The 19,986-nt window shown below is 71.5% G+C and carries 16 protein-coding genes, 1 tRNA gene and 3 pseudogenes; 5 read left to right on the top strand and 15 right to left on the bottom strand.

Translation table 11 applies throughout. The annotated features are described in order from the left end of the window. Positions 1-68: 68 nt before the first annotated feature. On the top strand, positions 69-326 hold the full coding sequence (locus ACGFIQ_RS34630; RefSeq protein ID WP_393250284.1) for a DUF3040 domain-containing protein: 258 nt from the start codon (positions 69-71) through the stop codon (positions 324-326). 4 nt (positions 327-330) lie between these two features. Here the strand turns inward: ACGFIQ_RS34630 and ACGFIQ_RS34625 are convergent, their stop codons facing one another. The 3 genes from ACGFIQ_RS34625 to ACGFIQ_RS34615 all read right to left on the bottom strand — a co-directional run bounded on the left by ACGFIQ_RS34625 (position 331) and on the right by ACGFIQ_RS34615 (position 5,225). Then, positions 331-1,248, bottom strand: coding sequence for an SWIM zinc finger family protein (locus tag ACGFIQ_RS34625; protein ID WP_393250282.1), 918 nt, complete (start codon positions 1,246-1,248; stop codon positions 331-333). Positions 1,249-1,321: 73 nt separating this feature from the next. After that, positions 1,322-4,549 (bottom strand): SNF2-related protein, encoded by a 3,228-nt coding sequence (locus tag ACGFIQ_RS34620; protein ID WP_393250280.1) that lies wholly within the window; start codon positions 4,547-4,549, stop codon positions 1,322-1,324. Between the two features lie 157 nt (positions 4,550-4,706). Beyond that, positions 4,707-5,225 (bottom strand): DinB family protein, encoded by a 519-nt coding sequence (locus ACGFIQ_RS34615; RefSeq protein ID WP_393250278.1) that lies wholly within the window; start codon positions 5,223-5,225, stop codon positions 4,707-4,709. A gap of 83 nt (positions 5,226-5,308) precedes the next feature. Between ACGFIQ_RS34615 and ACGFIQ_RS34610 the strand changes: the two genes are divergently transcribed. Then, positions 5,309-5,515, top strand: a complete 207-nt coding sequence (locus tag ACGFIQ_RS34610) for a hypothetical protein (RefSeq protein ID WP_393250276.1) — start codon at positions 5,309-5,311, stop codon at positions 5,513-5,515. Between the two features lie 8 nt (positions 5,516-5,523). On the opposite strand, the gene ACGFIQ_RS34605 is transcribed toward ACGFIQ_RS34610, so the two are convergent. Next, positions 5,524-6,666, bottom strand: a complete 1,143-nt coding sequence (locus ACGFIQ_RS34605; RefSeq protein WP_393250274.1) for a polysaccharide pyruvyl transferase family protein — start codon at positions 6,664-6,666, stop codon at positions 5,524-5,526. Between the two features lie 91 nt (positions 6,667-6,757). Further along, complete coding sequence (locus ACGFIQ_RS34600; RefSeq protein WP_393250272.1) at positions 6,758-7,237, bottom strand: GNAT family N-acetyltransferase; 480 nt, start codon at positions 7,235-7,237, stop codon at positions 6,758-6,760. Between the two features lie 164 nt (positions 7,238-7,401). On the opposite strand from ACGFIQ_RS34600, the gene ACGFIQ_RS34595 reads away from it, so the two are divergent. After that, on the top strand, positions 7,402-8,142 hold the full coding sequence (locus ACGFIQ_RS34595; RefSeq protein WP_393250270.1) for an SDR family NAD(P)-dependent oxidoreductase: 741 nt from the start codon (positions 7,402-7,404) through the stop codon (positions 8,140-8,142). Positions 8,143-8,157: 15 nt separating this feature from the next. Here ACGFIQ_RS34595 and ACGFIQ_RS34590 read toward each other — a convergent pair whose 3' ends face one another. The 8 genes and pseudogenes from ACGFIQ_RS34590 to ACGFIQ_RS34555 all read right to left on the bottom strand — a co-directional run bounded on the left by ACGFIQ_RS34590 (position 8,158) and on the right by ACGFIQ_RS34555 (position 13,886). Continuing rightward, positions 8,158-8,373 (bottom strand): hypothetical protein, encoded by a 216-nt coding sequence (locus tag ACGFIQ_RS34590; RefSeq protein WP_393250336.1) that lies wholly within the window; start codon positions 8,371-8,373, stop codon positions 8,158-8,160. 557 nt (positions 8,374-8,930) lie between these two features. After that, a pseudogene (locus ACGFIQ_RS34585) lies at positions 8,931-9,131 on the bottom strand (integrase core domain-containing protein); the annotation flags it as partial. A gap of 244 nt (positions 9,132-9,375) precedes the next feature. Continuing rightward, a tRNA-Val gene (locus ACGFIQ_RS34580) sits at positions 9,376-9,450 on the bottom strand. Positions 9,451-9,527: 77 nt separating this feature from the next. Further along, positions 9,528-9,992 (bottom strand): peroxiredoxin, encoded by a 465-nt coding sequence (locus ACGFIQ_RS34575; protein ID WP_393250268.1) that lies wholly within the window; start codon positions 9,990-9,992, stop codon positions 9,528-9,530. A gap of 89 nt (positions 9,993-10,081) precedes the next feature. Beyond that, positions 10,082-10,519 (bottom strand): DUF3052 domain-containing protein, encoded by a 438-nt coding sequence (locus tag ACGFIQ_RS34570; RefSeq protein WP_110565654.1) that lies wholly within the window; start codon positions 10,517-10,519, stop codon positions 10,082-10,084. A 112-nt stretch (positions 10,520-10,631) separates the two neighbouring features. Further along, a pseudogene (locus ACGFIQ_RS34565) lies at positions 10,632-12,671 on the bottom strand (thiamine pyrophosphate-dependent enzyme); the annotation flags it as partial. A 396-nt stretch (positions 12,672-13,067) separates the two neighbouring features. Further along, a pseudogene (locus ACGFIQ_RS34560) lies at positions 13,068-13,412 on the bottom strand (transketolase); the annotation flags it as partial. A gap of 69 nt (positions 13,413-13,481) precedes the next feature. Next, entirely contained in the window at positions 13,482-13,886 is a 405-nt protein-coding gene (locus tag ACGFIQ_RS34555; protein WP_393250328.1) for a MarR family winged helix-turn-helix transcriptional regulator, read from the bottom strand. 351 nt (positions 13,887-14,237) lie between these two features. Between ACGFIQ_RS34555 and ACGFIQ_RS34550 the strand changes: the two genes are divergently transcribed. Beyond that, positions 14,238-15,884 (top strand): alkaline phosphatase D family protein, encoded by a 1,647-nt coding sequence (locus ACGFIQ_RS34550; protein ID WP_393250266.1) that lies wholly within the window; start codon positions 14,238-14,240, stop codon positions 15,882-15,884. A 105-nt stretch (positions 15,885-15,989) separates the two neighbouring features. Here the strand turns inward: ACGFIQ_RS34550 and ACGFIQ_RS34545 are convergent, their stop codons facing one another. Together ACGFIQ_RS34545 and ACGFIQ_RS34540 are read right to left on the bottom strand one after the other, a co-directional pair. Beyond that, on the bottom strand, positions 15,990-16,394 hold the full coding sequence (locus tag ACGFIQ_RS34545) for a YjbQ family protein (RefSeq protein WP_393250264.1): 405 nt from the start codon (positions 16,392-16,394) through the stop codon (positions 15,990-15,992). A 26-nt stretch (positions 16,395-16,420) separates the two neighbouring features. Beyond that, on the bottom strand, positions 16,421-16,894 hold the full coding sequence (locus ACGFIQ_RS34540; protein WP_393250262.1) for a hypothetical protein: 474 nt from the start codon (positions 16,892-16,894) through the stop codon (positions 16,421-16,423). A 178-nt stretch (positions 16,895-17,072) separates the two neighbouring features. Between ACGFIQ_RS34540 and aceE the strand changes: the two genes are divergently transcribed. Further along, a complete protein-coding gene (gene aceE, locus ACGFIQ_RS34535; protein ID WP_393250260.1) occupies positions 17,073-19,811 on the top strand; it encodes a pyruvate dehydrogenase (acetyl-transferring), homodimeric type in 2,739 nt (912 codons plus the stop codon). Positions 19,812-19,986 lie beyond the last annotated feature (175 nt).

The raw sequence follows: 19,986 nt of genomic DNA, 5'->3' as shown, positions 1-19,986 counted from the left end.
CGGGCGTGAGCCGCCGTCACGGCGGGTATGCCGCCGAACCGCTGAACGCGTGAGGGGAAGGCAGCGCCATGCTCAGCAAAGAGGATCAGCGCAGGTTCGACCAGATCACCCGTCAGCTCCGGGAGAGTGACCCGGCCTTCTTCGCCCGGCTGGACCACCGGGCCCGGGCCCGCAGGGGCCGCTACCTGATGTTGTTGACCATCGTGCTGTGGGCGTCGCTGCCAGCGATAGCCGTGTTCGCCGGCCAGTTGACCGGCGCGATCTGCGCGGTGGTGCTCGTGGCGAACGCCGCGATCATGTGGCGGTTCCGCCGCCGGTGGACGTGACGGCTCACCGGTCGGCCGGGCCGAAGGCCCGGTACGCACGACGCAAGCGTTCCAGCAGCCCCGGCCCACCGATGGCCGGAGCTGGCGCTCCGAGCTGGCGCAGCAGGAGGTCGGGGCCGGTCGCCAGTCGGGGTGGCCGATCGGGCAGCGGCACCGACGGCATCCAGAACCGGTCCGCCGATTCGGCCAGCGGGGTTGCCGGCAGCCCGGCGAGCGCGCGGGCCGCGCCGACCGGTGCCACGACGTCCACAGTCGACCCCGGTCGGTCCGGTTCGGACGGTGGGCCGGCCGGTGCGGGTGGCAACGCGGCGCCGGTGGCCTCGACCCGCCGGGCGCGCAACTCGTCGAGCAACTGGGCACGGGACCGGCCGCGCCAGTGCAGCAACTCGAACGGGTCCGCGTCGAACGCCTCGGCCAACAGGTAGAACGTCGCCGCGAGGTGCTTGCACGGCACCGCGAAGTCGGGGCAGTTGCACCGCTGGGTCAGCTCGTCGACGGCGGCGGGAAAGAGCGGCGCGCCAGCGGCGACGAACAGCTCCTCCAACTCGTCGGGCAGGTCCCCGGCGAGCAGTCGGGCGCTGAAGAACGCCTGGCCGGCCAGCTCCGCCTCGATCCGGGACCAGAGTGCGGCCGGGAACGGCCTCAGCGCGATCGACACCTGGTACGGCTGCGGGCGCGAGCCCTGCACCACCGCGCTGACCCGCCCCGGTGCGATGTCGAGCGCGAGCACCTGACCGGCCCGCGCGTACGAACGGCCACGGGTCAGCCGGGTGCCGAGCGCGAAGGACTCCAGCACCTCCAGGAATCGTCGCGACCACCAGGAACTGCCGATCGCGCCCCGGGCGCTGCGCGCCCGCAGACCCCCGTCGACCCGGCGGGGACGCCCGTAGTCGGCGAACCGGTCGGTACTCGGCTGGCTCACTCCAGCGCTCCGCTGCGCTCCACGCCGGCGTGAGGCACCACGCTGTGCCTGATGGTTCGCGCGCTCCGCTCGCTCACTCCACCACCGCCCCGGCCTCCAGGGCGAACAGGTCGCGCAACTGGCCGGTGGACAACTCGGTGATCCACTGCTCGCCGGTGCCGACCACCCGCTCGGCCAGGTTGCGCTTGTCCGCGATCAGCGCGGCCACCTTCTCCTCCACCGTGCCGGCGCAGACGAACTTGCGGACCTGCACGCGCCGACGTTGACCGATGCGGAACGCCCGATCGGTGGCCTGGTCCTCCACCGCCGGGTTCCACCACCGGTCCACGTGCACCACGTGGTTGGCGGCGGTCAGGGTGAGGCCGGTGCCACCGGCCTTGAGGGAGAGGACGAACAGCGGCGGACCGTCCGCCGACTGGAAGCGCTGCACCAGGGCGTCCCGCTCGGCCTTGCCGAGACCGCCGTGCAGGAACGACACCTCCCGGCCGAACCGCGCCGACAGGTGACCCCGCAGCATCGCCCCGAACTCGGCGTACTGGGTGAACAGCAGCGCCCGCTCCCCCGCCGCCAGCACCTCCTCCAGGATCTCGGTCAGTCGGGCCAGCTTGCCGGAGCGACCCTCCAACGCCGAGCCGTCGCGCAGCAGTTGGGCCGGGTGGTTGCAGACCTGCTTCAGTCGGGTCATGGTGGCCAGCACCAGGCCGCGTCGCTCGATGCCGTCGCTGGTCTCGATCCGGGCCAGCATGTCGTCGACCACCACCCGGTACAGGGCGGCCTGCTCCGCGGTGAGGTTGCAGACCACCTCCATCTCCAGCTTCTCCGGCAGATCCGAGATGATCGACGAGTCGGTCTTGAGGCGGCGCAACACGAACGGCCCGGTGATCCGGCGCAGCCGCTCGGCGGCCTCGACGTCGCCGTTGCGCTCGATCGGCTCGGCGAACCGCTTACGGAACGTCGCCGCCGGCCCCAGCAGACCCGGGTTGGCGAACTGCATGATCGACCACAGGTCGGCGAGCCGGTTCTCCACCGGCGTACCGGTCACCGCCACCCGCTGCCGGGCGGGCAGCGCGCGGACCGCCTCGGCCTGCCGGGTCGACGCGTTCTTGATCGCCTGCGCCTCGTCCACCACCACCCGGTGCCAGTCGATGCCGGCCAGGTCGACGGCGTCGCGGGCGGCCACCGAGTAGGTGGTGAGGACCAGGTCCGCGCCGTGCGCGGCAGTCGTGAACTCCGCCCCCCGCGCGCGCTCCGCGCCATGGTGTACGTGCACCCGAAGCGTCGGCGTGAACCGTGCCGCCTCCCGTTGCCAGTTGCCGACCAGCGACATCGGACAGACCAGCAGCGTCGGCCCGGCGTCCGGTGGATCCCCGGCGAGCAGCGCGAGCAACTGCACGGTCTTGCCCAGCCCCATGTCGTCGGCGAGCACGCCGCCCAAGCCGAGCGAGCGCAGGAAGGCAAGCCAGGCCAGTCCACGCTGTTGGTACGGCCGCAGCGTCCCCTGAAAACCCGGCGGCGGGTCCAGCGGGGTGAGCCGGCGCTCGACCGCCCCGGCGAGCAGGTCGCCAAGTGCCCCGTCGGCGGTCACCTCCAGCACCGGCAGCGCCCCGGTGGCCTCGCCGTCGTCCAGGCCGAGGCGGAGCAGGTCGGCGACGCTCAGCTCACCCGCCGAGCGGAGCAGACGCAGACCGGCGGCGAGCCGCCCCGGATCGAGTTCGACCCACCGGCCGCGCAGCCGCACCAGCGGGGTCTTCATCTCGGCCAGTGCCGCCAACTCCTCGGCCGACAACGGCTGGTCACCGAGGGCGATCTCCCAGCGGTAGTCGACCAGGGCGTCCAGACCGACACCGGTTTCGGTGCCACCGACCGTGCCCGGCGCGGTGCGGCTGCGGGCCCGCAGCCGGGCGCCGAGCCGCGCCGACCGGCGCTGCCACCACGAGGGCAGCAGCACCCCGAAGCCGGCCGCGTGCAACACCGGGGCACCCTCGCTGAGGAACCGGTGCGCCCCCTCGACATCCAGGTCCATCGCCTCGGGAGCGGCGGTGCGCAACGCGGCGTCCAGGTCCGGCCAGAGCCGGCTGGCCCGACCCAGCTCGGCCAGCAGCGTCTCCTGCGGGCTGCTCGTGCGACCGGCCAGGCCGCCGAGCGTCTGCGGCGCCCGCCAGACCTGCCCGGCGTCGACGTGCAGACCGGGCTCGTCCGCCGCCTGCAACCCGAACTCCAGCCGCCACCGACCGCCACCGACCGACTCCGCCGGCACCGGCGTGCTGTCGGCCAGCAGTGGCGTGCTGTCGGCCGGCGCCGGGCGGGTGGCGAGGATCGGTTCGGTGACCTCGTCGGGGGCTGGCTCCACCAGCCGGAAACTGGCCCGCACCGGGCCGCCAGCGGCGTCCCGCTGCCAGACGTCCAGCTCTTCGCGCAGCGTGGCCAACGCCAGGGGATCGACGGTGAAGTCACGCCGAGGGCCGGCGAGCGCGGCCAACCAGGCCGGTGCCGGGCCACCCGGCCGCAGTCCCCGGGCCAGCGTGGTGGTCGCCAGAGCAGCCCGCGCGGCGGCGTCGGTCAACGCGTCGAGCGCGTCCGCGACCAGCGCGGCGGCCGTCAGCTCAACCCCACCCGGATCGGCCGAGGCCGAGACGGGTGAGGTCGGCACTGCCGAGGTCGGGGTGGGCTGCGCGGCGGCGGCTCGGGACGCCGGCGGCAGGGCCAGCGCCAGTGATCGCGCCCAGCCGGCGTCGGTGCCGGTCAACAGCGGCCGCCATACCGCACGCGCCGACACCTGCGCGGAACCGCCCGACGAAGCCCCTGCGGCAAGCGGTGAATCCGTCGCCGCGGCGACGCCGGGGAGCACCCGGCCCCGGGTTACCAGGTCGGCGGCGAAGTCGGCCAACTCGGCGAGGTGGCGCAGGGTGGCGCCGGGCACCGCCGGGAGGTCGTCCAGGGCGCGTAGCAGTGGCAGCGCGTCGTCCGGGGCGTACACCAGCACGGGGACCCGCCACCCGGCCAGGGTGAGCCGGCCGCGGGCCGGGGGTGCGACGGCGGTCCGGATCAGCTCGGGTGAGTCGGTGGGCGTGCCGGCCCGGGTGGGCAGGGTCAGCAGCGCGGTGCCCGGGCGGGTCGGCTCGGCGACGTCGCCGAGGACGGCGGCCAGGTCGGCGTGCCCGGCGGCGAAGGGGTGCGGGCGCTCCCGGGGCGGCCGGCCGGGACGGGTCGACGCTTGTGGCGCGGCGCTGTCCTCGGCCCAGACGGCGAGACCGCCGGTCGAGCCGTCGCCGGGCTTCCACAGCCCGTGGATGACCAGCACCTGCTCCCCCTCGTCGCCGCCCGCGCCCAGGATATGCGGCCCCGCTGGGCGATCACGCGCCCCACCGGCCCGGGCACCGACCCAACGAAGATCAGGTGATGAAAAGTAGGTTCAGGGACGGTTCCTGACCTACTTTTCATCACCTGATCAAGGAGGGTCAGATCGCGCCGGACTCGCCGTCGGTCAGCTCGCGGAGGATGTCGGCGTGGCCGGCGTGTCGGGCCGTCTCCTCGATCAGGTGCACCAGGATCCAACGCAGCGACACCTCGCCGAGCTGCGGGTGCGGCACCACGTGGTCGAGGTCGAAACGCGCGGCGATCGACCGGGACCGGGCGCAGGCCCGCTCGTACGCCTCGGTGAGCCCGGCGACGGTGTCCTGGTCGCCGAGGGTGAAGCTCGCCGCCGCGTCCTCCGCCGAGGTGAGGTGGACGTCGCCCGGCTCGGGGGCCAGCAGGGTCGGGAACCAGTTCCGCTCGACCAGGGTCAGGTGCTTGACCAGCCCGGCGAGCGTGGTCGCCGAGGGCACCAGCCGCCGGCCGGCGTCGGCGTCGGAGAGACCGCGCACCTTGCGCAGCAGCACGCCACGGTGGAAGTCGAGAAACGAGTCCAGTACGGCACGCTCGTCGCCGGTGCGGGCGAGCACCGGACCGAGCGTCGGATCGATCGTCTGCTCCATCCGCCGACCCTAGCCACGGGCCGGGTCTCCCCGCTGCCCCGCTTATCGCTGCGGGCGGGCGACACGACGGGCAGGATGGGCGCATGGCTTCATCCGTGCGAATCCCTCTCGTCGGCGGCTCGGCGGACGGGCAGACCATCACCGTCGAACTGGACAGCAACGGCCGACCACCGCTGACCCACCACCACCTCGGCTCGGGTGGGCTGGCGGGGGCACAGATCTACGAGCTGGAGACCGCCCACGAAGAGGCCAGCGAGTGGCGCTACCGGTGGACCGGCCCCGCGGTCTGAGCGCCCACTCAGACCCGGGTCAGGGCCTGACTGCGCAGGCCCTCCAACACGCCGCGGGTGACCTCCGAGGTGCCCCGCGCCTGCTCGCACACCTCCGCCACCCGGCGGGCGGTGGCCTCGGCGCGTTGCTCCCGCTCGTCCCACAGCCTGTCGACCTCGGCCAACAGCGGGCCCTCGACCTCCCGCTCCACACCGCGCAGGGCCGGCACGCCGAGCCGCTGGGCCAGGTCGAAGACCTTGCCGGCGTACGGCAGGGGCAGGAACGGTGTGCCGACCATCGCCGCGAAGATCAGGAAGTGCAGGCGCATGCCGACGGCCAGGTCGAAGTGCCGCATCAGCCCGAGTACCTGCTGCGGAGAGTAGGTGCCGTGCAGGATCCGACCGTGATCGGCGGCGACCATGTGGGAGAGCACCCCGTGGGCGTGCCGAATGTCGTCGCGCTCCATCGGCACGAACAGCACGTACGCGTCGATCCGGTGCACCAGGAAGTCACCGATCTGGGCCAGCAGCCGGTGGTAGCCGTCCACGTCCAGCCGCTCGGCGGCCCGCCCCGGCTCCCGCACGCTGATCCCGACCAGCCGCTTACCGACCGGCACGCCCTCCTCGGCGAGCAGGTGCGCCGGGAAGTCCTCGGGCTGCAACAGGAAGGCCGGGTCCGCGGTGACCGTGATCGGGTTGAGCAGACCGGCCTCCTCCAGCACCATCCGGGACTCCTGGTCACGGACCGTCACCTGGGTTGCGCCGGAGAGCGTCTCCCGGACCATGCCGGTGTCCACCCCGTCGCTGAGCGGCCCGACCCCCACCGCGTACGTGATCAGGGGCAGGCCACGCTCCTGGGCGACCCGGACCACCCGCAGGTAGCGGCGGGCCTCCCGGTCGTAGAGGATGCCGCCGCCGCCCAGGATGAGCAGGTCGAGCTGGGCCAGGACCAGGGCGGAGTCGGTACGGCTGACGCCCTCCCACGGCACCGCCTCGACATCCGGATGGGCGGCCCGGGTGTGCTCCGGGTTACGGGAGAAGACAATGATCCGGGCGTTTGGTTCCTGCGTGCGCAGATCGGTGAGCAGGCCGGTGAGGATCGCCTCGTCGCCGAGATTTCGCCCACCGTACGAGCCGAGCACACCGATGGTCAGTCCGGCGCCATGCGTCATCCGTCGCTCCTCCCCAGGTGCGGTCCGCGCCGGTTTCCCGCTGGGCAGGTGAACAGTCCTGCCGGGGGGACCGTCCTGGGTCGCTCCCGACTCAGCTCGCCGCGGTGATGCGCTTCGCCATCTGCTGCGAGATGACCTCGAAGCCCAGACTCCGGTAGAGCCCGATCGCCACGGCGTTCGAACCGAAGACGTTCAGACCCAACTCGGGCACGTTGAGCTGGGCGAGTTCGGCCTCGATGAGCTGGATCATCCGACGTGCGTAGCCGCGTCCCCGGTGCTCCGGATGCACCTCGATGTTGTGGATCCAGGCCTGGCGCGGGGCGGTCGCCGCCGGCAGGGTCACCCAGATCCAGCCGATCTCGGTGTCGTCGACCCGGCCCAGCCGCAGCAGGGCCCCCTCGGTCGCCGCGCCGGCCGGCAGCGTCTCCCGGATCTGGCTGACCGACCGTTCGAGGGCCGCCTCCGGGGTCAACCCACGGTTCACGACCAGGTCCTCCGCGTACCCCTGCTCCAACTCCCCGAGCAACCGGGCCAGGTCCTGCGCCGTCATCGGTGTCAACGTCAACTCCACCGAATCCTCCCCTCTGTCGTCGCCGGTGAAGAGTGCAGCAGATCCGACCCGGGCACGCCACCGGGTTCGGTCCCGTACGGGCGCGGGTTTCGGACCTGGGGGTGGGGACGAGGGGTCCGATTGCCGCCAGACGGGCAGGTCCGCGCGGCCACATGATCGTTCGCATGATGACACTCAACGACAGGGTCGCCCTGGTGACCGGGGGCTCTCGCGGCATCGGGGCCGGCATCGCCCTGCGCCTGGCCCAGGACGGTGCCGACGTGGCGCTGACCTACCGGCAGGACGCGGATCGGGCCGCGACAGTGGTGAAGCAGATCGAGGCGCTGGGCCGGCGGGCGCTGGCCATCCAGGCCGACGGTGCCGACCCGAGCGCCGTGCGGGGCGCCGTCGACCGGGTGGCCGCCGACCTGGGTCGGCTGGACATCCTGGTGAACAACGCGGCGGTCTTCCTGGTCGGCGCCGTGGACGAACTCGGCCCGGCGGAGCTGGAGCAGACCATCGCGGTGAACATCCGGGCACCGTACGTCGCCGTGCAGGCGGCGCTGCGGCACCTGGGCGAAGGCGGACGGATCATCAGCATCGGCAGCAACGTCGGTGAACGGGCCGTCTTCCCCGGGCTGACGCTCTACTGCATGAGCAAGACCGCGCTCGTCGGGTTGACCCGGGGCCTGGCCCGCGAACTGGGCCCCCGGAACATCACCGTCAACCTGGTCAACCCCGGGCCGACCGACACGGACGCCAATCCGGCGGACGGCCCGAACGCGGCGGCCATCAGGGGATTCACCGCCGTCGGCCGCTACGCTCGCCCCGCCGACATCGCGGCCACCGTCGCGCACCTGGCCAGCCCCGAGGCCGGGTACGTGACAGGTGCGGTGCTCAATGTGGACGGCGGCTTCACCAGCTGAGGGCCCCGGGCGGCGCTACACCCGCCAACGGACAGCACTGTGCCTAGCCGGCCAACCGTGGATCGGCCAGCGGCCCACTGAGTACTCCCACGTCCAGCCTTGGGTCTGGACCAGGTCGAACACCGCCTGCCAGTCCTCCACCGAAGCATCTTCGACACGCACGTCCGGCAACGCACCCATCAGGTCCGGGTCGAAGAAGTTCTTGACGTCGTCCCACAAAAGGTCAGGCACCCCGTCATGCTGACTGACGAGCGGTGATCATGCAGCCCCTTATCGCGTCGGGGCGGTTTCCGCTTGTGGTGAAGGGTGGGCGCGGCAGGTCTCGAACCTGCGACCCCTCGCTCGCAAGTTCAGGGCCGCAGACGCCTGGGTAGTCACTCAGTTAGTCACTCATCGTCCACTTTTACCTTGCCGCTGCCGTGGCAAATGCCGCAGGACTCCCACTTAGTGCCCCCGCCGAACGTTCGAGTCTCGTAGCCTTGCTGATTCCAGATCGTGTCGGTCGACGTGGGCCTCGGTACATTCGTTCCGCCACTACCGCTACAGAACGGACAGGTGACCTTGTGGCGTCGCTTGCGAAAAAGTCCCATGTGTCGGCACTTCCCATCTTGGAACGCATGCCGGTGACCGCGTTTACTAAATGTAGAGCGCTTCAGCCGGCCCCGCATCTCGCGCTCTTGGGATCTACGTCCGTAGTTGGCATCGGCGCGACCAGATGGGAGTACGCACAACCGGCGACGGCAACCGAACGATCAAGAAACGATTAGCCAGGCGGGTAGGACGTTTCAGCGGGCTGACTCGCTGGAGTACATCCGTTTGAAGGCCCAGCCCTGGGCCATGGTGCGGTGGAAACGTTCGATCTTGCCGTTGGTTTGTGGGCGGTAGGGGCGGGTGCGTTTGGCGGTGATGCCCAGCTGGGTTCAGGCGTCACGCCAGGCGTGGCTGCGGTAGCAGCTGCCGTTGTCGGAGAGCCCTCGTTGGGTGCACACGGGAAACAGCCAGCCTTCCAACAGTCCGGTTGCACCGACATGCGACACACCGCACGTCGTCCAGGCCATCGCTCGGCGCGCTGACATCAGACTCACGCTGACGGTCTATTCACGCACGAACTTGGACGCGCTGCGCCAAGCGCTCGGCAAGCGGGACAGACGGCTATCGTGAACCCGTTGCTGTCAGCATTGCTGTCAACAGCCGCCCGCTCAATCTTGTAACGTGCTTCGTTGCTGGTCAGGATGGTGGGCGCGGCAGGTTTCGAACCTGCGACCCCTCGCTTGTAAGGCGAGTGCTCTCCCACTGAGCTACGCGCCCGGATCGCCCGTGCGGCGGGCCGGTGGCTGGCAAGCTTACCTTGCTCACCGCCGACCTCGGCGCACGGCGTACCCCGGTCAGATGGTCGCTTCGGCGATGGCCTTGCGCCAGCCCTGCTGGTCGCGGGCCTCGCCCGGGCCGTTCATCTCGGCGTAGCGGACCACACCGGCCTTGTCGATGACGAAGGTGCCCCGGTTGGCGAAGCCGGCGACATCGTTGAAGACCCCGTACGCCTGGGCGACGGCGCCGTGCGGCCAGAAGTCGGCAAGCATGGGGAACTGGTAGCCCTCGCGGTCGGCCCAGACCTTGTGGCTGTAGACCGAGTCGACGCTGACCGTCAGCACCTGGACGTCGTCGTTCACGTACGCGTCGAGGTTGTCTCGCACCTCGCTCAGCTCGCCCTGGCAGGTGCCGGTGAAGGCGAACGGGTAGAAGACCAGCAGCACGCCGCGCCTGCCCCGGAAATCGGAGAGTCGGACTTCCTGGTTGTTCTGGTCCTTCAGCACGAAGTCCGGTGCCTCGGCACCAACCTCGATGGGCATGCGTGATCTCCTCGGGGGTCGAGTCGGGGGGAACGGCACCAGCCTGCCACCCGACGGTGCGGACCGCCGGGCCGACGAAACGGCGCGGGCTACTTCTTGGCCTTGGCCCCTCGGCGCAGCACCAGACGTGCGCCGCTCCAGTCCCGGCCGGCGTTGACGGTCGAGGTCTGCTGAAGGCCGGCGGTGGGCGCGGACTCCGCGACCTCGCTCGGCTCGACGTGCCCGTCACGCCCCGCCTTCGGGGTGAGTAGCCACACGACCCCGTTGTCGGCCAGCGGGCCGAGGGCATCGACGAGAAGTTCGAAAAGGTCACCGTCGCCGTCGCGGTACCAAACCAGCACCGCGTCGACCACCTCGTCGGTGTCCTCGTCGACCAGCTCTCCACAGCGGTCGGTCAGGGCGTCCCGGAGATCCTGGTCGACGTCGTCGTCGTACCCCATCTCCATGACGACCATCCCCGGTTCGATTCCGAACCGGTCCGCCAGGCTGCGTACCCCGTCGGCGGCCTGACCAGCGGTCGCGCTCACTGTCGCGTGCCTCCTCATCTCGTCCCTGCTCGCGGCGTCGGTGCGACGCCGTCAGGCAAAGTCCACACACTTGTGCGTCCCCGCGCAAGTGGCGCACCGGGTGCAACGGAATTTACCGTGCCAGCAGCGTACGGGCACCGTCGGTAATGGCTTCCGCCGAGACCAGAACATGACGCGCTGCTGGACCTAATGGTACAAACGAGTCAACTCCGGCCACGCGCCGCGCGGCACCGACATATCCGGCGTCGACAAGCGCGGCGATCACTCCCTCGCCGACCCCACCGGAACGGCGCGTCTCGTCCACCACCAGCACCCGACCCGTCGCCGAGGACTCCCGGATGATGTCGGCCACCGGCAGCGGGGCCAGCCAGCGCAGATCCACCACCCGGGTGCCCACCCCCTCCTCGGCGAGGACCGCCGCGGCCCGCAGCGACATCCGCACCCCGTTACCGAAGGTGATGATGGTCAGGTCGTCGGCCGAGCCGACCCGGTAGACGCGGGCCCGACCGATCGGCACGTGCCCGGAAACCCACGCGCCCGGCTCCGGATAGGCGGCCAGCCACTCCCCGTCGCCCTCGGCGTACAGGTCACGGGTGTGGTAGAGGGCGATCGGCTCCACGAACACGCAGACGCTGCCGTCCACCGCCGCGCTGGCCAGGCAGGTCCGCAGCATGGGCGCCGCGTCGTCCGGCCGCGCCGGCACCGCGACCACCAGACCCGGCACATCCCGGAGTACGGCCACCGAGTTGTCGTTGTGGAAGTGCCCGCCGAAACCCTCCTGGTACGCCAACCCGGCGACCCGGACCACCATCGGATTGCGGAACGCCCCCCGCGAGAAGAACTGCATGGTCGCCGCCTCGCCGCGCAGCTGGTCCTCGGCGTTGTGCAGGTACGCCAGGTACTGGATCTCCGGCACCGGCAGCATCCCGGCCAACCCGGCGCCGAGACCCAGCCCGAGCACCGACGTCTCGTCGAGCAGTGTGTCGAAGACCCGGGCCGCCCCGAAACGGTCGCGCAGCCCCTTCGTCACCCCGTACACACCGCCCTTGGCGGCCACGTCCTCGCCGAAGATCGCCATCTGCGGGTGGTCGAGCATCCCGTCGGCGAGCGCCGCGTTGATGCTCTGCGCCAGGCTCATCGGGCCGGCCAACTCCGGCGGCTTACCGCCGAACGCCTCGACCCGGGTGCCGGCGCCCGGCCCGCTGGCCCGCGCCGCGGCGTCGGCCACCGCCCGCGCCACCCGCACCGGACGGCGTGGGGCCAGCGCCGACACCACGTCGGCCGCGGAGGCCAGCTTCGGCTCGCCCAGCACCTCCTCGGCCAGCCGGCGTACCTGCCAGCCGGTCTCGTCGTACCGGGCCAGCAGCTCCTCGCCGGTGGCCACGCCGGCGTCGACGAGCAGCCGCGCGGTGGCGACCACCGGGTCCCGGTCCAGGTCCTCGGCCAACTCGGCCGTGCTCCGGTACGCCGACTCCGCGTCCGCACCGGCGTGCCCCATCAGCCGTACCGTGCGCAGGTGCAGCACGGCCGGCCGCCGGTTACGACGCACCCAGGCCGCGGCCTCGGCCGCCACCGCGTACGTCTGCACCGGGTCGGCCCCGTCCACGCTGAAGTAGCGGATGCCCGGCTTCGCCCGCAGGGTCGCCTCGACCCAGCCCTCCGGTGAGCGGACGCTGATGCCCAGCCCGTTGTCCTCGCAGACGAAGAGCACCGGGATGCGCAGACCGGCGTGGTCGTACCAGCCGGCGGTGTTGAACGCGGCGGTGGCGGTGGCGTGGTTGACCGAGGCGTCGCCGAAGGAGCAGACCACTATCGCGTCCGGGGGCCACGGTGCGGACGCGGGGCCCGCACCGCCGCCGACCCGCACCCCGGCCCCGGTACGCCGCCCGACGCTGTCCAGCCGGCGCAGCCGCTCCACGGCCAGTCCCATCCCGACCGCGCGGGGCAGGTGCGAGGCGATCGTGGAGGTGGTCGGCACGATGGCCAGGTCGGCCCGGCCGAACACCTTGTGCCGGCCGCCCGCGATCGGCTCCTGACTGGAGGCGACCATCCCGCGCAGTACGTCCCGGGCCGCGTCCTCGTACGCCGCGAACCCGCCGACCACCGGCGCGGACCCGGCGGGATCACGCTCGGTCGCCTCGGGGCCGGTCGCCTCGCGGTCGGGCCGCTCGATGTCGGGCCGCTCGATGTCGGGCCGCTCGATGTCGGGCCGCTCGATGTCGGGCCGCTCGATGTCGGGCCGCTCGGCGCTGGCCGACTCGGGGCCGGGCCACTCGGCGCCGGTCGACTCGCGGTCACGCCACTCGGCGCCGGTCGACTCACGGTCACGCCACTCGGCGCCGGTGGACTCACGGTCACGCGTCTCGGCACGGGTCGGCCGGGACTCGGAGCGCTCGGAGCCGGTCGGTACAGCACCGGACAGCACGGAACCGGTCAGCACGGAGCCAGACGGCACCGAACCGGACGGCACCGAACCGGACTGCTTCGGGTCGGTGGTCGCTGCCGAACCCGCGGTCGCTGCCGAACCCGCGGTCGCTGCCGAATCGGCGGCGGCCTGCGCGGCGCGGACGCAGTAGAAGGCGCCGGAGCGGTAGTGCAGCAGCGCCGGATCGGTGGGGCGCAGCGCGGCGGCGACCGCGGCGTTGCCCTCGTGCCCGGCCGAGCCGATTGTGTAGAAGCCCTCGCCGAAGCCGCGCAGCCAACGGCCGGCCAGGTCGAGCTGCCGGCTGGTCACCTGCGCGTCGAACAGGTCCAGCACCTGCGCCCCGGTCAGGGGGGCATCGTCGCTGACCGGGTCGGCGGGGTCACGCCGCCGCACCGCGGCGGGCAGCGCCGCCAGCGTCTCCCGGAACCGGTCGTCGAGATCTTGCGGGGTCGTCACGTGGGACAGCATTACCGACGAGAGCCAGTGTCGCCCAGCGGGACACGGTTGGCGCCTGTCGACTCACTCCGGCCCACAGGGTCACGCCAGCCCACGGGGCTCCGAACAGTCACCGTCGGACATCTTCCGGACCAGGTCACGAAGGGTGCTCAACTCCTGGTCGGTCAGCCCGGACAGGAGTCGGGAGTCGGACATCACCTGGGTCACCCGGTCCCGTTCGACGCGTCCCCGCTCGGTCACCACCAACGTCTTCTGCCTGCGGTCCGCCGGGTCGGTGCGGCGCTCGACCAACCCGGCCTGCTCCAGCTTGTCGACGAGCGCCGTCACGTTCGACCGGTCGCAGCCCAGTCGACCGGCGAGGTCACGGGCGGGCAGCGGGTGGTCCGGGTCCAGCTCGCGCAACGCCCGGGCCGTCGCCGGGGTGAGCCCCAACTCGGCGAACGCGGAGCCCTGCCGGTGACGCAGGGCGTCGCTCACGTGGGCCATCCGGCGCAGCACATCGGCGGCGAGACCAGCGCGATCCACCGGTCCACCTGCTGCCGAACCCACCTTCTGCGGCACGGCCACATCGTACGCAGTGCGCCGGTCGTGCAGCTCAGCGATCAGGTTCGGGCACACCGGTCGGACGGGCATCGCCGGTCACGGACCAGCCGGCCGGATCACCCGTCGGACGGCGGGCCGTCGGACGGCCGATCGGTGCGTGGTGGGTCAGGACGAATCGGCAGCGTCGTCGGTGTTCGACTGCCGGCGACGAGCAGGGCCACTCGCTGTCACCTGTCGGCCACCGCGGATCGCGAGGCTCCCGGAGTCACGCAGATCGGACTCTGGGGAGGATTCGTGTCACTGTCCCGACGTACCATCCTGCTGTCCGGCGCCGCAATCGGCGCCGCAGGCGCGGTCACCGGGCTGCCGGTGGCGGCCGGCGCGGCGGCGAGCCGGCCGCTGGCCTACCCGTTCACCCTCGGTGTGGCCTCCGGCGACCCCGACCACGACGGGTTCGTGTTGTGGACCCGCCTGGCCCCGCAGCCACTGGCCGAGGACGGCCTCGGCGGCATGCCGGACCGCGACGTGCCGGTCCACTGGGAGCTGGCCGCCGACGAGCGGTTCCGGCATGTGGTGCGCCGCGGCGTCGCCGTCGCCCGCACCCGCTCGGCGCACAGCGTGCACGTGGAGTTGGCCGGCCTACTGCCCGGGCGCGAGTACTTCTACCGGTTCCGTGCCGAGCGCCACGTCTCGCCGACCGGACGCACCCGCACCGCCCCGGCACCGTGGAGCATGCCGACCGCCCTGGCGATGGGCTTCGCCTCCTGCTCCCAGTACGAGCACGGCTACTTCACCGCCTACCGGCGGTTGGCCGAGACCGAGCCGGAGCTGATCCTGCACCTGGGCGACTACCAGTACGAGTACGCCCCGGACACGTACAACGTCCCCGCTGGCAACCCGCGTGACCACGAGGGACCGGAGACCCGGACGCTGGCCAACTACCGGCAGCGGCACGCCCAGTACAAGACCGACGCCGACCTGCAGGCCGCGCACGCGGTGGCGCCGTGGGCGGTGGTGTTCGACGACCACGAGGTGGAGAACAACTGGGCCGACGAGGTGCCCGAGGCGCCGGACCCGGAGTTCCCCGCGCGGCGGGCGGCGGCGTTCCAGGCGTACTACGAGAACATGCCGCTGCGGCGCACCTCGATCCCCCGCGGCATCGACATGCAGCTCTACCGGCGGGTGCGCTGGGGAAGGCTCGCCACGTTCCACATGCTCGACACCCGGCAGTACCGCGACGACCAGGCCTGCGGCGACGGCTACCGGGACTGCGCGGCGGCATCCGACCCGGCCCGGTCGATCACCGGGGCCGAGCAGGAGGCGTGGCTGCTGGACGGCTTCCGGCGCTCGGACGCCCAGTGGGACATCCTGGGCCAGCAGGTCTTCTTCGCTCAACGGGACAACAACTCCGGTCCGCTCACCGTCACCAGCATGGACTCCTGGGACGGCTACGTCGCCTCGCGGGACCGCATCACCCGGGGTTGGTTGGCCGCCGGGGTACGCAACCCGGTGGTGCTGACCGGCGACGTGCACGCGCACTGGGCCAGCGATCTCAAGCTGGACTACGCCGACCCGACCTCGCGCACCGTCGGCACCGAACTGGTCTGCTCCTCGATCACCTCGACCGGTGACGGCGCGGACTCGGCGTCCGGCTCGCACCCGTGGTTCGCGTTCAACCCGCACCTGCGCTTCCAGAACAACCTGCGGGGGTACGTGCGCACCACGATCACCCCGGGACAGCTCACCGCCGACTTCGACGTGCTGCCGTACGTCAGCCGGCCGGGCGCGCCCGCGTACACCCGGGCCTCGTTCGTGATCGAGGACCGCGTGCCCGGCCTGCACCAGACGGCGGACAACCCGGTCCCGTCAGCGGTCCGCAGCGCCACGCCGGCCGCGGACCCCGGCCAGCAGACCATCGACCAGGAGACGGTCCGCCCGTAACCCGCTCGACGCGTCACGATCCGCGCTCGGCACCGCCCCCACTCCCGTCGAGGCGGCAGTTCCGGGACGTCGCGCGGATCGTGACGCGGGACGGCGGCGCGGCCGTCAGCCGGGGAGGAAGGAGAAGCGGACCTGGCGGGTGGGGTTGTCGCCGTTGGTGTCGACGAGGCAGATCGACTGCCACGTGCCCAGCGCCAGACGCCCGCCGAGCACCGGCAGCGTGGCGTACGGCGGGACGAGCGCCGGCAGCACGTGATCCCGACCGTGGCCGGGTGAACCGTGCCGGTGCCGCCAGCGGTCCGTCGTGGGGAGCAGGGCGTCCAGTGCGCCGAGCAGGTCGTCGTCGGAGCCCGACCCGGTCTCGATGATCGCCAGGCCAGCCGTGGCGTGCGGCACGAAGACGTGCAGCAGGCCGTCACCCTCCCCGGAGACGAACTGTTGGGCTTCGGCGGTGATGTCCCGGACGGTCGGCCGGGACCCGGTCTGGACGGTGATCACGTCGCTGCGCATACGTCGCATTCTGCCGCAGAGCGGGGTCAGTAACTGCCGCCGCCACCGGAGTCCCCGCCACCGGACCAACCGCCGCCGGAGTCACCGCCGCTGGACGAGCCCCCGCCGGAGTCACCGCTGGACCATCCCCAGCCGGACCAACCTCCCCCGGAATCGCCGCCGCCGACCGGTTCCGTACCGTCGGAGCGGTCGTGGTCGCCGTCGCGCTGGCGGTCGACGTGCCCGCTCCCGGCGTCCCCGGCGGGCATCGGGTAGAGGGGGTACCCGCCACCATCCGAGTCCGGACGGCGGCGACGACCTCCGGCCTGGCCGCTCAGGCGGGCCGCGCGGCTCGTCTCCCGCAGCAGGACCACGCCGAACACGACCAGTAGGGCCGCGAGGGCCATCAGTCCCACCGTCGGCCAGTTGTTGCCGGAAGCGAGGGCAAAGGTGCCGATGACCAGGCCCGCCACCCCGAAAACGATCATGCTGGCGGCAACCGCGGCAGAACGTCGGTTCATGGTGCCGACGGTAGGAGTGCCGGTCAAACCGCTCAGGTTTCACCGGGCCGTAGCGTTAAGTTACCGACGGGTACCTGTGTTCAGCATCGCGTCCGGGGGACCTAGACGTGACGAGGGGTGCCACCAGGGGGCAGGATGGCGCTAGAGACCTATCCCACACACAACCGAGGGAACGCCTGTGGCTACGGAACGCAAGCGCCCGGTGATCAGCGACGGCCTACCGAGCCAGCTTCCGGACATCGACCCTGACGAGACAAGCGAATGGGTCGAGTCGCTTGACGGTGTCATCGACGAACGCGGAGCCAAGCGCGCCCGCTACGTCATGCTGCGCCTGCTGGAGCGGGCCCGCGAGCGCCAGGTCGGGGTTCCGCCCCTGACCACCACCGATTACATCAACACCATCCCGTCCGAGCGCGAGCCCTGGTTCCCGGGTGACGAGCACGTCGAGCGGCGGATCCGGGCGTACGTCCGGTGGAACGCCGCCATGCTGGTGCACCGGGCGCAGCGCCCGGAGATCGGCGTCGGCGGGCACATCTCCACCTTCGCCAGCTCCGCGTCGCTCTACGAGGTGGGCTTCAACCACTTCTTCCGGGGCAAGAACCACCCGGGCGGTGGCGACCAGATCTTCTACCAGGGCCACGCCTCCCCCGGCATGTACGCGCGGGCGTTCCTGGAGGGACGGCTCAGCGAGCACCAGCTCGACGGGTTCCGCCAGGAGCTGTCGCACCCCGGTGGCGGGTTGCCGTCGTACCCGCACCCGCGGCTGATGCCGGACTTCTGGGAGTTCCCCACCGTTTCGATGGGCCTCGGCGGTCTGAACGCGATCTACCAGGCCCGGTTCAACAGGTACCTGCAGCACCGCGGCATCAAGGACACCTCCCAGCAGCACGTCTGGGCGTTCCTCGGCGACGGCGAGATGGACGAGCCGGAGACGCTCGGCGCCATCGGCGTGGCCGCCCGCGAGGAGCTGGACAACCTCACCTTCGTGATCAACTGCAACCTGCAGCGGCTGGACGGCCCGGTGCGGGGCAACGGCAAGGTCATGCAGGAGCTGGAGGCGTTCTTCCGGGGTGCCGGCTGGAACGTGATCAAGGTCGTCTGGGGCCGCGAGTGGGACCCGCTGCTCGCCGCCGACACCGACGGCGCGCTTGTCAACCTCATGAACACCACGACCGACGGCGACTACCAGACCTACAAGGCGGAGTCGGGCGCGTACGTGCGGGAGCACTTCTTCGGCCGGGACGCACGGACCCGCAAGATGGTCGAGCCGCTCAGCGACGACGAGATCTGGAACCTCAAGCGGGGTGGGCACGACTACCGCAAGCTCTACGCGGCCTACAAGGCGGCCACCGAGCACACCGGTCAGCCCACGGTCATCCTGGCGAAGACGATCAAGGGCTGGACGCTCGGCTCGCACTTCGAGGGCCGCAACGCGACCCACCAGATGAAGAAGCTGACGCTGGAGGATCTGAAGACCTTCCGCGACCGCCTCTACCTGGACATCCCGGACAAGGCGCTGGAGGACAACCCCTACCTGCCGCCGTACTTCCACCCGGGTGAGAAGTCCGAGGAACTGGCGTACCTCAAGGAACGGCGCGAGCAGCTCGGCGGTTTCCTGCCGTCCCGGCGGACCAGCACGAAGCGGCTGACCATCCCCGGCCCGGAGCGGTTCGCCGACGTCAAGCGCGGCTCGGGCAAGCAGAAGGTGGCCACCACGCAGGCCTTCGTCCGTCTGCTCAAGGACGTGATGAAGGACAAGGAGTTCGGCAAGCGTTGGGTGCCGATCATCCCGGACGAGGCCCGCACCTTCGGTCTCGACTCGATCTTCCCGACCGCGAAGATCTACTCGCCGCACGGCCAGCGCTACACCTCGGTCGACCGGGAGCTGTTCCTGTCGTACAAGGAGTCGACCTCCGGGCAGATCCTGCACGAGGGGATCAACGAGGCCGGTTCGGTGGCGTCGTTCACCGCGGCCGGCTCGGCGTACGCCACGCACGACGAGCCGATGATCCCGATGTACATCTTCTACTCGATGTTCGGGTTCCAGCGGACCGCCGACGGGCTGTGGGCCGCGGCCGACCAGATGGCCCGGGGCTTCCTGCTCGGCGCCACCGCGGGTCGGACCACGCTCAACGGTGAGGGCCTCCAGCACGAGGACGGGCACTCGCTGCTGATCGCCGCCACCAACCCGGCGGTGGTCGCGTACGACCCGGCGTTCTCGTACGAGATCGCGCACATCATGGAGCAGGGCCTGCACCGGATGTACGGGGACGCGCAGGAGAACGTCTTCTACTACCTGACGGTCTACAACGAGCCGACGCTGCAGCCGGCCGAACCGGCCGACGTGGACGTGGAGGGCCTGCTCAAGGGCATCTACCGCTACGCGCCGGCCCCGCAGGTCGACGGCCCGAAGGCCAACCTGCTGGCCTCGGGCACCGGGATGCAGTGGGCGCTCAAGGCCCAGCAGCTGCTCGCCCAGGACTGGGGGGTGGGCGCCGACGTCTGGTCGGTGACCTCCTGGACCGAGCTGCGCCGCGACGCCGTGGAGACCGAGGAGTACAACCTCCTCAACCCGGGCGCCGAGGCGAAGGTTCCGTACATCCAGCAGAAGCTGGCCGACGCGGACGGGCCGAAGGTCGCGGTCAGCGACTTCATGCGTGCGGTACCGGATCTGATCGCCCGCTGGGTGCCCGGCGACTACACGTCGCTCGGCACGGACGGCTTCGGCATGTCGGACACCCGGCACGCGCTGCGTCGGCACTTCCACGTCGACGCGGAGTCGATCGTGGTGGCCACGCTGCGGCAGCTCGCCCGCAGCGGCGCGATCGCGGCCACGATCCCGGCCGAGGCCGCCAAGAAGTACGCGATCGACGACGTCAACGCCGCCCCGGTGGGCGAGACCGGCGGCGACAGCTAGACCCCAGCACAAACGGAAGGGCCCGGCGCGATGCGCCGGGCCCTTCCGCATGTCTGCCCACCCACAACACCCCGTCGATCATGGAGTTGTGGTGGGGGGCGAAGCGGTCGAATGCCTACGTCCCAGGCACCACAAGTCCATGATCGACGCCGAGCGGCGACGGGGTGGGGTGGGG

The organism is Micromonospora sp. NPDC048898, assembly GCF_043198035.1.
Classification (GTDB): Bacteria; Actinomycetota; Actinomycetes; order Mycobacteriales; family Micromonosporaceae; genus Micromonospora.
This window is presented reverse-complemented; position numbering and strand designations above follow the sequence as displayed.

Bases quoted from the DNA above. Each gene is read 5' to 3' on its own strand.
- ACGFIQ_RS34630 (WP_393250284.1), top strand. From the start codon at position 69: ATGCTCAGCAAAGAGGATCAGCGCAGGTTCGACCAGATCACCCGTCAG.
- ACGFIQ_RS34615 (WP_393250278.1), bottom strand. From the start codon at position 5,225: ATGGAGCAGACGATCGATCCGACGCTCGGTCCGGTGCTCGCCCGCACC.
- ACGFIQ_RS34610 (WP_393250276.1), top strand. From the start codon at position 5,309: ATGGCTTCATCCGTGCGAATCCCTCTCGTCGGCGGCTCGGCGGACGGG.
- ACGFIQ_RS34605 (WP_393250274.1), bottom strand. From the start codon at position 6,666: ATGACGCATGGCGCCGGACTGACCATCGGTGTGCTCGGCTCGTACGGT.
- ACGFIQ_RS34595 (WP_393250270.1), top strand. From the start codon at position 7,402: ATGATGACACTCAACGACAGGGTCGCCCTGGTGACCGGGGGCTCTCGC.
- ACGFIQ_RS34575 (WP_393250268.1), bottom strand. From the start codon at position 9,992: ATGCCCATCGAGGTTGGTGCCGAGGCACCGGACTTCGTGCTGAAGGAC.
- ACGFIQ_RS34555 (WP_393250328.1), bottom strand. From the start codon at position 13,886: ATGGCCCACGTGAGCGACGCCCTGCGTCACCGGCAGGGCTCCGCGTTC.
- ACGFIQ_RS34545 (WP_393250264.1), bottom strand. From the start codon at position 16,394: ATGCGCAGCGACGTGATCACCGTCCAGACCGGGTCCCGGCCGACCGTC.
- ACGFIQ_RS34540 (WP_393250262.1), bottom strand. From the start codon at position 16,894: ATGAACCGACGTTCTGCCGCGGTTGCCGCCAGCATGATCGTTTTCGGG.